Annotated in this window: 16 protein-coding genes; 12 read left to right on the forward strand and 4 right to left on the reverse strand. The window is 49.3% G+C overall.

Annotated elements, in window-relative coordinates; all coding sequences use genetic code 11:
• Positions 1 to 182 precede the first annotated feature (182 nt).
• Positions 183 to 1724, forward strand: coding sequence for a sigma-54 interaction domain-containing protein (locus AVZ68_RS10165; RefSeq protein ID WP_059104442.1), 1542 nt, complete (start codon positions 183 to 185; stop codon positions 1722 to 1724).
• A 189-nt stretch (positions 1725 to 1913) separates the two neighbouring features.
• On the opposite strand, the gene pruA is transcribed toward AVZ68_RS10165, so the two are convergent.
• Complete coding sequence (pruA, locus tag AVZ68_RS10170) at positions 1914 to 3461, reverse strand: L-glutamate gamma-semialdehyde dehydrogenase (RefSeq protein WP_059104443.1); 1548 nt, start codon at positions 3459 to 3461, stop codon at positions 1914 to 1916.
• Positions 3462 to 3604: 143 nt separating this feature from the next.
• Between pruA and AVZ68_RS10175 the strand changes: the two genes are divergently transcribed.
• Together AVZ68_RS10175 and AVZ68_RS10180 are read left to right on the forward strand one after the other, a co-directional pair.
• Positions 3605 to 4288: a futalosine hydrolase gene (locus AVZ68_RS10175; protein WP_059104444.1), complete on the forward strand. Its 684-nt coding sequence runs from the start codon at positions 3605 to 3607 to the stop codon at positions 4286 to 4288.
• Complete coding sequence (locus tag AVZ68_RS10180; RefSeq protein WP_059104445.1) at positions 4257 to 5093, forward strand: 1,4-dihydroxy-6-naphtoate synthase; 837 nt, start codon at positions 4257 to 4259, stop codon at positions 5091 to 5093. The genes AVZ68_RS10175 and AVZ68_RS10180 overlap by 32 nt, the downstream gene beginning before the upstream one ends.
• Before the next feature lie 193 nt (positions 5094 to 5286).
• On the opposite strand, the gene AVZ68_RS10185 is transcribed toward AVZ68_RS10180, so the two are convergent.
• Positions 5287 to 5994, reverse strand: a complete 708-nt coding sequence (locus AVZ68_RS10185) for a class I SAM-dependent methyltransferase (RefSeq protein ID WP_059104446.1) — start codon at positions 5992 to 5994, stop codon at positions 5287 to 5289.
• 193 nt (positions 5995 to 6187) lie between these two features.
• On the opposite strand from AVZ68_RS10185, the gene chrS reads away from it, so the two are divergent.
• Genes chrS through chrA form a run of 3 tightly spaced genes read left to right on the forward strand, consistent with a single transcriptional unit; the run spans position 6188 to position 7786 of the window.
• On the forward strand, positions 6188 to 6664 hold the full coding sequence (gene chrS, locus AVZ68_RS10190; protein ID WP_059104447.1) for a chromate efflux transcriptional regulator ChrS: 477 nt from the start codon (positions 6188 to 6190) through the stop codon (positions 6662 to 6664).
• A gap of 13 nt (positions 6665 to 6677) precedes the next feature.
• Positions 6678 to 7250, forward strand: coding sequence for a chromate efflux transporter ChrB (chrB, locus tag AVZ68_RS10195; protein ID WP_059104448.1), 573 nt, complete (start codon positions 6678 to 6680; stop codon positions 7248 to 7250).
• Positions 7247 to 7786, forward strand: coding sequence for a chromate efflux transporter ChrA (gene chrA / locus AVZ68_RS10200; protein WP_059104449.1), 540 nt, complete (start codon positions 7247 to 7249; stop codon positions 7784 to 7786). Before chrB ends, chrA begins: the two co-directional genes overlap by 4 nt.
• Positions 7787 to 7853: 67 nt before the next feature.
• Here chrA and AVZ68_RS10205 read toward each other — a convergent pair whose 3' ends face one another.
• Positions 7854 to 8423, reverse strand: coding sequence for a GNAT family N-acetyltransferase (locus AVZ68_RS10205; RefSeq protein WP_059104450.1), 570 nt, complete (start codon positions 8421 to 8423; stop codon positions 7854 to 7856).
• Between the two features lie 303 nt (positions 8424 to 8726).
• Here AVZ68_RS10205 and AVZ68_RS10210 point away from each other — a divergent pair, with 303 nt between their 5' ends.
• From AVZ68_RS10210 to AVZ68_RS10225, 4 genes are all read left to right on the forward strand, one after another.
• Positions 8727 to 9827, forward strand: a complete 1101-nt coding sequence (locus AVZ68_RS10210) for a type III polyketide synthase (protein ID WP_059104451.1) — start codon at positions 8727 to 8729, stop codon at positions 9825 to 9827.
• Entirely contained in the window at positions 9824 to 10375 is a 552-nt protein-coding gene (locus tag AVZ68_RS10215) for an isoprenylcysteine carboxyl methyltransferase family protein (RefSeq protein ID WP_059104452.1), read from the forward strand. The genes AVZ68_RS10210 and AVZ68_RS10215 overlap by 4 nt, the downstream gene beginning before the upstream one ends.
• A gap of 148 nt (positions 10376 to 10523) precedes the next feature.
• Positions 10524 to 12110, forward strand: coding sequence for an ATP-binding protein (locus tag AVZ68_RS10220; RefSeq protein ID WP_059104453.1), 1587 nt, complete (start codon positions 10524 to 10526; stop codon positions 12108 to 12110).
• 4 nt (positions 12111 to 12114) lie between these two features.
• The gene (locus tag AVZ68_RS10225; RefSeq protein WP_367576333.1) at positions 12115 to 12789 is read left to right on the forward strand and encodes a response regulator; all 675 of its coding nucleotides are present in this window, start codon (positions 12115 to 12117) and stop codon (positions 12787 to 12789) included.
• Positions 12790 to 12873: 84 nt separating this feature from the next.
• Here the strand turns inward: AVZ68_RS10225 and AVZ68_RS10230 are convergent, their stop codons facing one another.
• A complete protein-coding gene (locus AVZ68_RS10230) occupies positions 12874 to 13398 on the reverse strand; it encodes a gamma carbonic anhydrase family protein (RefSeq protein WP_059104454.1) in 525 nt (174 codons plus the stop codon).
• Between the two features lie 277 nt (positions 13399 to 13675).
• On the opposite strand from AVZ68_RS10230, the gene AVZ68_RS10235 reads away from it, so the two are divergent.
• Both AVZ68_RS10235 and AVZ68_RS10240 read left to right on the forward strand, forming a co-directional pair.
• A complete protein-coding gene (locus AVZ68_RS10235; RefSeq protein ID WP_059104455.1) occupies positions 13676 to 14233 on the forward strand; it encodes a class I SAM-dependent methyltransferase in 558 nt (185 codons plus the stop codon).
• A gap of 184 nt (positions 14234 to 14417) precedes the next feature.
• Entirely contained in the window at positions 14418 to 14624 is a 207-nt protein-coding gene (locus AVZ68_RS10240; RefSeq protein WP_059104579.1) for an NETI motif-containing protein, read from the forward strand.
• Positions 14625 to 14627: the final 3 nt, after the last annotated feature.

Below are 14627 nucleotides of genomic sequence, written 5' to 3' on the forward strand. Positions count from 1 at the left end.
TAAAAAGAGATGCAATAATCGTGCCAAATGCTACGGAAAAGACCAGCATTATAGAAATTAGCAAACGCTTTCAAAAAAAGCTACTCTTTCTCTTAGAAATCGTCTAAAATAAAGATACGCAGGACAATAGTGTCTATCGATAGACAGGTTTGTATAAAATTTGTGCAAAGGGGTGGGCCGCAATGCAGAAGTGTTTAGTTGAGTTTGGAGAGCCGTATTCAGGCGATCTACCTGAAGGAGAACCGCTGGTCATTGACGAACGCACACCATTGGCTGAGCTTACGACCCTGGAAAAACCAGAAGATCTCTATCTAGTGAACACGGATGGAGAGGTGACACGCAAAATTGAAGCAAGCAGGCTTTTTTCGCTCCTGCAAGAGGAATTGAAAAGCTGTGACGCTTTTCTCGAAACGATTATGGGAACATTAGAAGATGCCGTGACGGTCGTCGATGAGCGCAGCCGTGTCAGGTCGATTAATGCAAAATCTGAAAAGCTATACGGCTTAACGAGAGGGCAAATTCAAGGCCAGCCGATTGATGATTTCTTTGAGGAAGAGGCGCTTGTGCTCTGGTCTGTGATGCAGGATAAACGGCCTGTGCTCCATCACTATAACCAGCCCCGCCCGGATCTGCATGTGATCGTTAATACGGCCCCTGTCTTCTCTGGAGTTCGTTGTGTGGGCGGAGTTTCCATTGAACGAGATATAACGGATGTCGTCAAATTAAACGAAGAGCTGGCAACAACAACCGCGTCTTTGCATGATCTAGCCCATTCCACGAATCAAGATCATCCCTTTGAAAAGATTAAGGGCAGAAGTGAGCGCTTGCGGCATGCGATTGGTTTGGCTTCAAAAGTGGCGCGGACAGACGCGAATGTGCTAATTACAGGGGAAAGCGGTGTCGGCAAAGAGCTTTTTGCGGAAGGGATTCACCGAGCAAGTGAACGGGCGAGTCGCCCCTTTATCGCGATCAACTGCGGAGCGATTCCTCATGCCTTGTTTGAAAGCGAGTTGTTTGGCTATGAACAAGGGGCGTTTACAGGGGCTGCGCGTGGTGGGAAAAAAGGAAAGTTTGATGCTGCAAGGGGAGGGACAGTTTTTCTGGATGAGATTGGCGAGATGCCTCTGGAACTGCAAGTCAAGCTCCTGCGCGTGTTGCAAGAACGTAGCTTTTACAGAGTAGGGGGCACAAAAGCCATTCCGATGGACGTTCGTCTCGTAGCGGCCACAAATCGAGACTTGGAGAAGATGGTCGAGGAAGGAACATTTCGGGAGGATTTATACTACCGGCTTCATGTGATTTCCATCAAGGTCCCCGCCCTGCGAGAGAGAATAGAAGATTTGCCGGAGCTTGTGCAAGTGTTTCTCAAGGAATTTGCGCTCAAGTATGATAAACCGATTCCGAAACTGGATCCTGAGGTGATGTATTCTCTTTCAAAGCAGCCGTGGGAGGGAAATATCCGGCAGTTACGGAATCTCATCGAACGAATGATCATTTTAAATGGCGACCAGGAGGAGCAGGTGAAGTGGCATCACCTTCCAGAATCTTTTCAACGGCGCGTGAAGCATATCACCTCGGCGCCCAAAGTGAAGCGGCCACGCACTGAGCAGGAGGAGATCGAAGCAGCACTGGAGAAAACATACGGCAACAAATCAGCCGCGGCAAAAATACTCGGTGTGTCTCGAGCAACCCTGTACAACCGCATGAAGCGTCTAGGGTTGTAAAAGACAACAGTGTTTAACTAGACAGATATGTATAAAATTGAAGCTGCTCTCTGAAGAGGAGAGCAGCTTCGCGCGAGGTCTTCGCTCTTTAAGGCTGTGTCGCTTGAAGTCTAGAATGGCTTACAATCGCTACGGCGGGTAGAAGCATGAAACAGGGCGTGGCGTCTTGGATTCACGGCCGCATTTTTTTTAATACATCTCCGAAATAGTTTTGGCTTGCATATGAAGGACTAGGTAGTCGGGTCCGCCAGCTTTGGAGTCGGTACCGGACATTTTGAAACCGCCGAATGGGTGATAACCAACAATGGCACCTGTGCAATTACGGTTAAAGTACAGGTTTCCGACGTGGAAGTCTTGCTTGGCTTGCTCAATGTGCTCACGATTGTTCGTAATGACGGCGCCAGTCAGGCCGTACTCCGTGTTGTTGGCAATGTCAAGCGCTTCGTCAAAGTTGGAGGCTTTGCTGATCGCAAGAACGGGACCGAAGATTTCTTCTTGCATGAGGCGCGCGTTTGGATCAACATCGGCAAACACGGTTGGACGGATGAAGTACCCTTTGGAATCATCACTGTCTCCCCCGGCAACGAGGCGCCCTTCTTCTTTGCCAATCGTGATGTAACTTGTAATTTTGTCAAACGCAGCTTGGTCAATGACAGGACCCATGTAGTTTCCGTGCTCCACAGGGTCGCCAACCGTGAGTGCCTCTGTTTGCTGAATAACTTTTTCTAGCACTTTGTCGTAAATGTCCTCATGGATCACAGCACGGGAGCCAGCTGAACACTTCTGACCGGAGAAGCCGAAGGCCGAAACGGTGATGGCCTCAACAGCAATATCAATATCGGCGCCTTTGTCCACAACGACGGTATCCTTGCCGCCCATTTCTACAATCACGCGCTTGAGATGGTTTTGTTCCTTTTGCACAACCGCTGCTCGCTCATACAAACGTGTGCCTACATCGCGAGAACCGGTGAAGGTGACGAGCGAGGTTTTTGGATGGTCAACGAGGTAATCGCCGACTTCGCTGCCGCTCCCTGGGACATAATTGACAACCCCTTTTGGTACGCCGGCTTCTTCTAGCACTTCGACAAATTTTGCTGCCACCACTGGTGTAGTGCTGGCAGGCTTGAGCAGCACGGTATTTCCTGTAACGAGAGGGGCGACGGTCGTACCGGCCATGATCGCAAAGGCAAAGTTCCACGGAGAGATCACAACGGCTACCCCAGTCGGTGTATAGATGTAGCGATTTTGCTCGCCTTCCCGGCTGTTTACAGGTTTGCCGTGAGCAAGCTCTATCATTTGCCGGGCGTAATATTCCATAAAGTCAATCGCCTCTGCGGTGTCGCCATCCGCTTCTTTCCATGGTTTCCCGCCTTCCTTCACAAGCAGTGCCGAGAATTCATGCTTTCGACGGCGGGCAATAGCAGCCGCACGGACAAGGATGTTGGCGCGCTCTTCAGGATTGGTTTTTCGCCAAGACTCAAAGGTTGTGCTTGCCGCTTCGATTGCCTGCTCGGCGTGTGATTTGCTTGCCTTTCCAACGGTTCCAACGATTTCTTCTTTGTTTGCAGGATTCACGGAAGTAATGGTCTCTTCTGTTTCCACCCGTTCTCCGTTTATGATGAGTGGATAGTGACCGCCAAGGGACGCTTCCACCTTTTGAATTGCTTTCCTAAACGCTTGTTGGTTTTCCTCGACTGTAAAATCTGTGAACGGTTCGTGTTTGTATGGTTGCAGCATCTAATCTCCTCCTTAGAAATGTCTCACCAAACATTCATGCAAGTTCCGTGCCAATTTTCATGTATGGTGAAAGTGACGGGCTTTTCTCCCCTGTGCTATACTTGGTGAGCAGAAGCTGTTTAAAAAAGAGGAGTTCTACTAGAATGGAGAAAAAGGAACGCATCTTAATTATCGTATCTGTAGATAAAGAAAAGGAAGCCATCGAAAAAGGGTTGGCGCAAGAATCGATGGTGGATGTATTGGTTGGCGGCGTGGGAATGGCTGTAGTGGCTGCGCGCACGGCGGCAGCACTTATGAAAAGCGAATACCGCCTTGTTATTAATGCCGGAATTGCTGGAGGCATCATAGGACAGGCTCCGCTGGGGTCGATTGTTGTCGCCTCTTCGATTATTGCCCCGGAAATAGGATCGGAATCACCGGAGAGATTTATCCCAATAGATGAACTTGGTTTTGGCACGCAGAAGGTAGCGACGACCATTCCCTTGGCAAAAGAGCTTCTGGTGGTGATGCGTGAGAAGCGGTTGGGTGTGACATACGGGCCGGTACTTTCTGTTCTAACGGCTACGGGTACAGAGGAGACGCTCGCGAGGCGAAAAGCGCTTGTTCCTGACGCGGTCGCCGAAGCCATGGAAGGATACGGGGTTGCTATCGCCGCAAAAGAAGCCAATGTGCCGATGCTTGAAATACGCACGATTTCCAATCAAGTAGGCGTGCGTGATAAAGGCTCATGGAAATTTGCCGAGGCGTTCTTGGCCCTTGAGCAGGTAGCAATATGCATACAGGAGGTTGTGACGAATGAAAATCGCTTTTTCTCCGTGTCCGAATGATACGTTTGTCTTTTATGCGTGGGCACATGGGCACATTGAAGAAGCTCCGCCGCTCGATGTGACGTATGCGGACATTGATAAAACCAATTACTGGGCGTTTGACCGAGTCGGTCCGGATGTCATGAAAATATCGTACGCGGCGTTGCCATGGGTGCTTGAGGATTATGCGCTTCTCCCTAGCGGAGGCGCGCTTGGTCGTGGGTGTGGTCCACTGGTTTTAACCAAGGATCAGCAAGACGTGAGCGCTCTATCGGGTCAGAGAGTGGCGGTGCCGAGCGATCGCTCGACGGCGTATTTGCTCTTCAGGCTTTGGGCCGCGCGAAAGGTCGAAGGCGGGGTTGGCGAGATTGTCATCATGCCGTTTGATGAAATTATGCCAGCGGTTCAAAATGGGGAGATTGATGCGGGACTTGTAATTCACGAGGCTCGTTTTACGTATCAAAACTACGGATTGCATATGCTACAAGACTTAGGAAACTGGTGGGAAGAAGACACCGGACTGCCGATCCCGCTTGGAGCGATTATTGCCAAGCGCTCATCTAGCTATGAGGCCGATTCCCTGGCAAAGTGGGCAAAAGCCTCTGTGGACTATGCGTGGGCTCACCCCGAAGAAACGAATGTCTACGTCATGAGTCACGCTCAGGAAATGTCCCAGGATGTGGCGAGCGCTCATATAGATTTGTATGTGAATGAATTTACGCGCGAGTTGGGCGAAGACGGCTATGCGGCGATTGAATCGCTGTTAGGGCGAGCCATGGAGGAAGGGCTTGTGCCAGCGTTTGATTTGGCGAAAATAAGGAAATAAAAGCACGGAAAAAGGCCATGAGGTGGATGCGCTCATGGCCTTTTTTATCTAGATCCGGCCGGTCGAAGCTCGGAATTTTTCCGTCTTGCCCTGAAATCCAAATTCGCGATTGCGAGTAGCAGGCTTCCAAAATCCGTGCTTCTAGGCGACCCGCCTGCGCATTTCGGTTAAGTAGCATTGCAGAAAGATAACACTAACAATTCTTTATGATTTTCAACATTGAATTAGCACCCGTTTGAAATTCATACGGGACTTTAATCTCTTCAACACGGCATCCTTTATCTTCAAGGCAGTTTATGAATGTATCCAAATGTTCGTACCGTTTCCCTTCTAAATCAACCAAAGGGAAAATTCGAATTTCCTTTTTTGACACTCTCAAAAACTCAGCAATTGTTTTTTGATGGAAATCCTCATCTAGTCTGTCCGCATACATAAACAGAAAATGTGCAGAGAGAATTATATCAAATTCCTCGTCTTTAAATGGCAAACAAGGCAGAGTAACTGGAACGTACCTATCGTTGAACTCCTTCATGTCACGGGCACAGTCAGTTAAAGCGCTCATCCGGTGTTTTCTTAGACCATGCAGATCTTTGAAATAATCCCATACATAATGATTTTTCACATGGGCCATGTGTTCCATAGCATGGTCAATATCCCTTAACCCTTTATTTTGAAGGTCTGCTCCAGAATGATTATAGGCAATATCACAGGCGGTCACATCCAGACCTTGTTCACTGCCGACAGCAGTAAAAGAACATGCTCCTGCCGGACAATCAAGTATTCTTTCTCCCCTGAGTCCTTCAATAGAAAGGGAAAACATATCCATATACTCCTCAAACGTTCTACCAATGAAAATGATTCGTTCTAAATCTAACTTTGTTCTCTGCTCAGCTTGGCTCAACTATACTCACCTCTTATTACAGTATTAAAAAATATACTATCAGAAAGTTTCGTTGCTATCACCCTTTTTCTAGTTTCTTATCATAAATTTTCTCTCAAGCAATTTCGTTTTGCACATTTTATTTCCATGTGTATTACGAAAAGTAAGGCATTATGATACGATCATTAACATATGGAAATAAGGAGGGCTGGATGTGAAGGAGCCATATAAAATACCGAACGTCCCTTTAGACGAGTTGGATAAACAGCTGCTTGCGCTTTTGCATGAGCAGGGGAGGATGTCGTATACCGATATCGGCAAGGAAGTAGGCTTATCGCGTGTAGCGGTGCAAACAAGGATTCAGAACCTGATGGACCGAGGCGTGATTGAAAAGTTCACGGTTGTGATTAATCCGACTCAAATCGGCATTCATGTGTCTGCTTTTTTTAATGTCGAAGTGGAGCCGCAGCACTTGGACCATGTCGCCAATGTACTCGAAAAAGAGGCAGCGGTGACAAGTCTATACCTGATGACAGGCCCGAGCAAGCTACATATGCATGGCATTTTTTCCGACCAGCAGGAAATGGAGAATTTCCTCATCGAACAACTTTACCCTCTTGAAGGCGTCGTAAGCGTCGATTGTCAAATGCTAATCAAACGCTACAAGAGTCGGATGGGTATGAAATTATAAGGGGAGAACAGAAATGTCATATAAACAATTAGCATTAGCGATGATACGCACCGGGGTGTTTGGCTTCGGCGGAGGGCCGTCTGTGATGCCGCTGTTTCGCCATGAAATTGTCCAAACCTATAAGTGGATGGACGATGATGAGTTTGCGGAAACGTTGGCGATTGCCAACACGCTTCCAGGACCGATCGCTACGAAAATGGCGGCGTATATCGGCTACCATGTCAAAGGAGTCAAGGGGGCCTGCTGGGCAACGGTTACGCATATTCTGCCCACGAGCCTTGCGATGGTCGCGCTCGTTTCTCTTGTTGCGATCATCAGTGAATCGGCAGTCATCAATGGAATGATTGGCGCGGTAACGCCAGTCATTGCTGTACTACTTGGGGTGATGGCTTATGAATTTGGCAAGAAGGCGGTGGCGGGATTTGGTTGGATTCTTGGCGCCGTGACGTTCGCGATTGCGTTCCTGTTGCTTGAAGGAGTCGATATCCATCCGGGGGTTGTTATCATTCTTTTTATTCTCTATGGCTTGTTTCACTACCGGTTAGTGGATAAATGGAGAGCGAAGAAAAAGGATGTGTCCTCATGATACTGCTCTACCTTCTTTGGGCGTTTTTCATCGCGAATCTTCTAGGTTACGGAGGAGGACCGGCGTCAATCCCGCTAATGTTTGAAGAGGTGGTCAGTCACTTTGGCTGGCTCTCTACCGAAGAGTTTTCCAATATGCTTGCGCTCGCAAACGCGCTTCCTGGTCCTGTCGCGACGAAGATTGCCGCTTATGTTGGCTTTGGGGTAGGCGGTTGGGGCGGTTTCATCGTCGCCCTCGCCGGAACAATCGTTCCATCGGCCGTCGCTGTCATTTTACTATTAAAAGTTATTCGTAAACACCGTACGTCGCCAATCGTAAAAGGGATCTCCCTCGCTGTACAGCCAGTGATTGCAATGCTAATGGTAGTGTTGACGCTTGACATTTTTCGAGATGCCACGGTGTCCATCGGCTGGGTGCAGTCTTTGGTGATTGCCGCGATTGCTTTTTGTCTTCTGCAAATTGTAAAGCTGCATCCGGCGTTTGTGATCCTGCTTGCGTTTGCTTATGGTGGGGTTGTTATTCCATTTGTTTTATAGAAAAAAGCGGCCTATGAGCCGCTTTTTTCTGGTTTCCCATCTTACTCAGGGCCGCCTGCGCTTTGAACTAATGCGCAGGGTTTAACTTTGCATAGAGGCATGTATCTCGGAACGAGCGTCCATCTGCTGAACGATCATCTTGTTTTAAAATCGCTTCCAGCGAGAAGCCCAGCCGTTCAGGAATGGCGCGACTTTGAGCGTTCAGGGGATCGCAGCAGATCTCCAGACGGTGAGCGTTAAGCTTGTAAAAGGCAAATTCGGCAATGCCAGCTACCGCTTCGGTCATATAGCCTTTGCCGCTGTGCCGGGAATCAATCCAGTAGCCAATCTCCATTCGCGGAACATACCAATTGATCTGGTGCAACCCCGATGAAGCGATAAAACGTCCCGTTTGCTTGCTGAACACGTGGAACCGCAAATCTTTACGGCGCAAAAAGTCGTTGTGGGCCTGACGGACGCCTTCTTCGGTCTGTTCGACCGAGGAGACATGATGGGCCCATGCCATCCATGGGAGAAGGTCGTGCATAGAGGCTTGCTGAGCTTCGTGAACGGCTTTTCCATCACCTGGAAGGGGGAGACGAATAAACAGACGTTTCGTTTCAAAGGAGTCGGGCACTTGAGGGATACCTGGATTCATACACTCACCTCTTGAGATATTTTCTCTAGTTTACCTGAAAAAGGAAGGTCGTCAAGGGGGGAGTGAAGAGCCTGATCGCTTGGTGCTTGTTTACGTCTGGAGTTGTTCGCTCTTGAAGAGTTGAAGGAAAAGGCGAGCCACTAGAAATAGTAGGCGCTCGCCTTTTTTTTGAGCAAAATTGTCTTTTTCCGTGGCTTAGCCGCTTTCTTGTCTGGGAGTTGCTCTTCTCAACTGCTGGCCAAGAATGCCATGTAAAAAACGGGACACACTAAAAGGACTTATTTTAAAAAAGGTGGGACCGCTATGCCGTCGATAGTATCCGTTAGCTCGTATCATCCCCCGCACACGCTGCGTCAAGAGGAAACGATGGAATTCGCGCGCGAGCTCTTTGCGGAGAGCTACAAAGACATTGAGCGCTTGTTAACTGTTTTTTCAAATGGGGATATCAAACAGCGCCATTTTGCTGTTCCGCTCGACTGGTTTCAAGAGGAGCATTCGCTTGAAGAGCGGAACGATTTGTACATCAAGCTCGCGACCGAGTATAGTGTGAAAGCGATCGAGAAATGTTTACAGAATCCTTCCTTCTTGTCTAGGGAGATTAAGGCAAGTGAGGTGGATGCGATTATTTGCGTCTCAAGTTCAGGCATGGCCACCCCGTCGCTAGATGCACGGATTATGAATCAATTGCCGTTCCTCCCGCAGACCAAGCGTGTGCCGATTTGGGGGCTCGGCTGTGCAGGAGGAGCCGCCGGTCTAAGCAGGGCGTATGATTACTGTTTAGCCTACCCAAAGGCGACGGTGTTGGTGGTGTGTGTAGAGCTATGCGGGCTAACCTTTCAAAGATCAGACCAGTCGAAAAGCAACTTAATTGGAACATCGCTGTTTGCAGACGGAGTGGCCGCTGCGCTCATTTGTGGAACCGAGGCGAATGTCAAACAAGCGAGTGCTCGTACCGTCCATCCAACCATACACAGCACGCAGTCCACGTTGATGCCAGATTCCGAGGAAGTGATGGGCTGGGATGTGAAGGACAACGGGCTACATGTGGTATTTTCCAGAAGTATCCCGTCCATCGTGAAGGATTGGCTGAAGCCAAATGTCGAGACTTTTTTGGAAAACGAGGGACGAACGCTTGAGGAAATCAGCGCCTTTGTGGCTCACCCAGGGGGGAAGAAGGTTCTGCAAGCCTATGAAAAGGCGCTTGGGTTTTCCGAAGAGATGACGGCTGTCTCGAGAAAGGTGCTTGAGGAGCACGGCAATATGTCCTCGCCAACGGTGCTTTACGTGCTGGAGAAGTTTATGCAACAGGAGCGAATGTTGGGAGAGTACGGGCTCGTAGCTGCGCTCGGCCCCGGTTTTTGTTCTGAGCTCTTACTAGTAGAGTGGGCAGGGGATGTTCATTGACACTCGCCTACTTTTTGATTGCGCTCATTATTAGTCAGCGATTGACGGAAGTCTTGGTCGCAAAACGCAACGAACGATGGCTGAAGGAGCGGGGCGGGATTGAGGCGGGAGCCGCCCACTACCCGTATATGGTGAGTCTGCACGTCGCCTTTTTTCTCGCACTTCTTGTAGAAGTGACGTTGGCAGGGAGGGGAGTCGGAATGTGGAGCATCGTTCCGTTCCTTATCGTGCTGGCTGCCCAGTGTTTACGCGTCTGGGCGCTCCTCTCCTTGGGGCGTTACTGGAACACAAAAATTATCGTTTTGCCTGAAGCACCAGTGATTGAACGCGGACCTTACCGCTATTTTCGCCACCCCAATTACCTGGTGGTCGTGCTGGAAATCGCCTTTCTTCCCCTTGTGTTTCAAGCGTACTGGACGGCGCTTCTGTTTAGCCTTTTGAATGGCGTCATGCTCGTCGTCCGCATTCGAGCAGAGGAAGAAGCTTTGGCGGGAGAAACCAATTACGAAGAAGGGTTTAAACGAAAGAAGCGGTTTTGGTTGATTTAGCTAGAACCTGAGTGCGAGGAAGGGGTTGGCAGAAACGGATCTGGGGCCGAGCTCCCAGATCCGTTTTTTGCCCTACGTCGGAATTAGACAGAACCGTGATTGAGCCTCTGCTTTTTTGTGTATATACTAGGGTTAGGGAGGCCTAGGTATGGCAAGGAAATGGTCGCTTGAGAAAACATTTATTATCTACGTATCTGGATTGATCACTTTACTAGTGGGATTGATTGCAGCGGTCTATATTTATATGGAGCGTCAGCATACCGAAGCCGCGATTGGTGAGCAGGCCCTGACGACGGCTAAAACCATTGCGGCTCTGCCTGAAGTGAGCCGGGCGCTCCAAGGAGAGGCGACCTCCGTGCGGATCCAAGAGTTAACGGAGACGATTCGAGAACAGGTGGGGGCTAGGTTTGTGGTAATTGGAGACACGGAAGAAATTCGCCATGCCCACCCGATAGAGGCAAGGCTTGGGGAGAAGATGGTGGGTGGAGACAATGAGCGCGCGCTTGTTCATGGGGAGAGCTATATTTCCCATGCGGAGGGCTCCTTAGGGGATTCCGTTCGCGGCAAGTCGGCTGTCTTTGATTCCGATGGCGAGATTATTGGCGTGGTTTCTGTTGGGTTCTTGAATGAGTATGTTCTCTCAGAGGTTCAGGAAGGGTTGACGGCAATTTTGTTTTGGACGGGCCTTGTTTTTCTGATTGGGGTGGTCGGTAGCGTGGCTCTTGCCAGAAAGATAAGAGCGGATACCTTTGGGCTTGAGCCTTATCAAATCGGGCGACTCTATCAAGAGCGCACGGCGATTTTATCTTCTATTAAAGAAGGGTTGCTTGCGACAGATCAAGAAGGACGAATTACGGCTGTAAATGAGACGGCCAAACGCGCCCTAAACTTGACGAACGACGCCATAGGGACACCGGTGAGCGTGGCGCTTCCAAATGAAGAGATGGCTCAAGTAATGCAAAAAGGGATGGATGAAGCCAACCAAGAAACGGTGATGAACGGAAGGCACTTTATAGCAAACTATAAGGCCATGGAAGATGAGGACGGCTTCTCAGGAATGGTGGCGAGTTTTCGTGATCGTTCAGAGCTTCATGAACTGCTGATCGCCCTTTCGGAATTTCAGCAGTATTCCAAGGATCTTCGCGCGCAAACCCATGAGTATACAAATAAACTGTATGCCATCTCTGGCTGGCTCCAACTCGGATCTACGGATAAGGCGTTAGCGTTTATCCATGAAGAGATGAGCAATCAGCAGCAGCATCACAAGATCATCTTCGAGCAAATAGAGGACCCAACGATTCAAGGGATCTTGCTTGGAAAACTGTCGAAAGCCTCTGAGAAAAGGATTGAACTTGTGATTAATGAGGAAAGCGCGCTTTCGTATCGATGGCCGGCCGAGTATACGGCGAACCTTGTAACAATCATTGGCAACGTTATTGATAATGCCTTTGAGGCCGTGGCACATCAGCGAGACGGTCAGGTCGACGTGTTCTTGACAGATATTGGAGCGGATATGGTCGTAGAGGTTACGGATAATGGCGCTGGCATTTCCAAGGCAGCGATGGAGCAAGTGTTTCAACGAGGCTTCACAACCAAGCCTGGAGAAAAAAGAGGCGTTGGTTTGGCCCTAGTGAAAGAGGCACTGGACGAAGTGAACGGCACCGTGGAGATTGCTACCCATCCCCAGCGGGGGACGGTGTTTAGCTTGTTTATTCCTAAGAAGAAGGAGGCGTGAGCCAATGATGAACGTCATGATTGCGGAGGACGATTTTCGCGTGGCGGGCATTCATGAACAGTTTCTTGAAAAAATCGCGGATGTGCGTGTGGTGGGGAAGGCGCAAACGGCTGCTGAAACGCTTGAGCGCGCAGAAGAGACGCAGCCCGACTTGATTTTGCTCGATGTTTATTTGCCCGATAAGCTGGGGACAGACATTTTGGGGGCACTACGTCAGCGCTATCCACAAGTCGCGGTTGTCTTGATTACCGCTGCTACAGAAAAAGCAATCTTCTCAGAAGCTTTGAAATTTGGCGCCACGGATTATCTCGTCAAGCCGATTGCCTTTGACCGGCTGGAGAAGGCCGTTGAGAAGGCGAGGCAGGTGAAGGCGTTTTTTGTAAAAGATGAGCACATTAACCAGACAGTGGCTGATCATTTTTTTCAGATACAACAAGAAAGCCAAGCAAAGGCAGAAGAACTACCTAAAGGCATTGACCCGCTTACGCTGGATAAGGTGCGAGCGCTCTTAAGCGAGGAGGCCGAGGGCATTACGGCAGAACAGATGGGCCAGAAATTCGGGGCCTCTCGCACTACCTCCAGACGCTACTTGGAATACTTAATCTCGGTAAACGAAGCAAAAGCAGAGCTCGAGTACGGGGTCGTCGGTCGTCCCGAGCGGAAATATCACGGGCTCTAAAAAACGTTGAAGCGTAGACTTCAACGTTTTTTGCGTCATCGACAACCTAAGGGGGCGCGGCTCTCACTGAGGCGTCAGTCGCCTTTAGCTTCCATCATTCCCAATTTCAGCTAAAAATTCCTGTCCTTTTTTCCGGTAGGAAGCCGCCCCCAACTTGATCAACTCTAGATCCTCCTCTGTCAGCTCTCGTACCACTTTGCCAGGAGAGCCGAGAACAAGCGTCCGGGGCGGAATGACTTTCCTTGATGGAATGAACGTATTGGCACCAATCAAAGCGGACTCACCGATCTCCACCCCGTCAAGAATCGTAGAGCCCATGCCGACTAAGGCGCCACGACGAATCGTACAGCCATGCAGGATGACATTATGACCAACCGTCACATCGTCCTCGAGAAGAAGTGGAAAGTCTTCGAACAAATGCAGTGTACTGTTATCTTGCACGTTGCAACCACGGCCGATCGTGATCGTCGCCTCGTCGCCACGGATAACAGCGTTAAACCAAATGCTTGATTCAGCCCCTATGCTCACATCTCCGATAATTCGGCTACCCGGAGCCATGAACACTGTGCGGTCTACACTAGGCATTTTCCCATTATACGGATAAATCAAAGTTAGTCCTCCTTTTTAAATGAATACGCTTACTATACCATTTGTGAAACGAAAAAGAACACTAGGCACTCAGTGAATGAGCATTTTCAATAGGCGGTTAACACACTTTGCTAGACGAAGAAACCTCCTCTTGCATGGCTTTTCCCTAGTGAATGTCAGCAAAAAATGAGCGATTCGTGATATGATAGAAGCAGCTTCACTTGATCGATTAGCTAATCAACCTTTACATAAAAACGAACGTTGAAATCCAACAGCAAAACTTGAGGAGTGAGGATGAATGTCATGGCATAAATTCACAGAAGAGCGAGCACACAAATTACTGGATGATAAAAGACGAGATGTTCTCACGCCGGACGACGCGAAAAAATTGCTCGACGTTCAGGAAGGGGAAACGGTGGCGGACTTTGGTGCAGGAAATGGCTACTTTACGCTGCCGCTAGCGATGCAAACCTCGGCGTTTGTCTATGCAATTGATCGGGAAGTGGAAATGCTTAACTGGCTGCATGCTCGGGCGGACGCGGAAGAGCTGACAAACCTTGTATATGTGAACAGCAATTTAGAGAATATTAAGGTGGAGAGCGGGACGATTGACAAAGCGATCCATGCTTTTGTGATGCATGAGCTTCCGAACAAGGAGAAAGTGCTAGCGGAGTTCAAGCGTCTTATGAAGCCTAGCGGCAAGCTGGTGATCTTTGAATGGGCCCAGACCACTAGCGAGGAGGGGAATCGGGTGCCCAAGGAAAAGATGAAAGAGCTTCTTGAGAGAGAAGGGCTCAAACCGACAATGATGTCCCTGAATGACATGGTCTATGCAGCCGTGGTGGAGTTTTCGTAGCGGAGACCATGAAGTGCACTTCCCCTTTTTTTGTCTAGCTCCGGCGGGTAGAAGCTCGGGATTTTTCAGTCCTGCACCGAAATCCAAATTCGGGATTTCTAGAGCAGGCCTTCCAAAATCCGTGCTTCTGTTCGACCCGCCTGCGCTTTTCGTTTCGAAATCATCGAAGTTAGGCGTGATGCACATGGCAGCAAAAGCAAAAAAACAGAAATTCGAGGTACAGGAAAATGAAACCATCGGCGATTGCCTTGCACGGATGGAGGCGGAGGGCTACGCCCCTGTTCGGCGTATGGAAGAGCCCGTTTTTGCAGAACAAAAGGGGAAGAAGGAGCCCGTTTGGTTGAGGCAGCGCATCGTATTTGAAGGAGTGCCAAAGCTAGAGGAAGAATGAATG

It is taken from the genome of Shouchella shacheensis (assembly GCF_001484965.1).
Lineage (GTDB): Bacteria > Bacillota > Bacilli > Bacillales > Bacillaceae_D > Shouchella > Shouchella shacheensis.

What these genes read in the sequence shown, in the direction of transcription:
- AVZ68_RS10165 (WP_059104442.1), top strand. Translation starts at nt 183, where the DNA reads ATGCAGAAGTGTTTAGTTGAGTTTGGAGAGCCGTATTCAGGCGATCTA.
- pruA (WP_059104443.1), bottom strand. Translation starts at nt 3,461, where the DNA reads ATGCTGCAACCATACAAACACGAACCGTTCACAGATTTTACAGTCGAG.
- AVZ68_RS10175 (WP_059104444.1), top strand. Translation starts at nt 3,605, where the DNA reads ATGGAGAAAAAGGAACGCATCTTAATTATCGTATCTGTAGATAAAGAA.
- AVZ68_RS10180 (WP_059104445.1), top strand. Translation starts at nt 4,257, where the DNA reads ATGAAAATCGCTTTTTCTCCGTGTCCGAATGATACGTTTGTCTTTTAT.
- chrB (WP_059104448.1), top strand. Translation starts at nt 6,678, where the DNA reads ATGTCATATAAACAATTAGCATTAGCGATGATACGCACCGGGGTGTTT.
- chrA (WP_059104449.1), top strand. Translation starts at nt 7,247, where the DNA reads ATGATACTGCTCTACCTTCTTTGGGCGTTTTTCATCGCGAATCTTCTA.
- AVZ68_RS10205 (WP_059104450.1), bottom strand. Translation starts at nt 8,423, where the DNA reads ATGAATCCAGGTATCCCTCAAGTGCCCGACTCCTTTGAAACGAAACGT.
- AVZ68_RS10210 (WP_059104451.1), top strand. Translation starts at nt 8,727, where the DNA reads ATGCCGTCGATAGTATCCGTTAGCTCGTATCATCCCCCGCACACGCTG.
- AVZ68_RS10220 (WP_059104453.1), top strand. Translation starts at nt 10,524, where the DNA reads ATGGCAAGGAAATGGTCGCTTGAGAAAACATTTATTATCTACGTATCT.
- AVZ68_RS10225 (WP_367576333.1), top strand. Translation starts at nt 12,115, where the DNA reads ATGATGAACGTCATGATTGCGGAGGACGATTTTCGCGTGGCGGGCATT.
- AVZ68_RS10235 (WP_059104455.1), top strand. Translation starts at nt 13,676, where the DNA reads ATGTCATGGCATAAATTCACAGAAGAGCGAGCACACAAATTACTGGAT.
- AVZ68_RS10240 (WP_059104579.1), top strand. Translation starts at nt 14,418, where the DNA reads ATGGCAGCAAAAGCAAAAAAACAGAAATTCGAGGTACAGGAAAATGAA.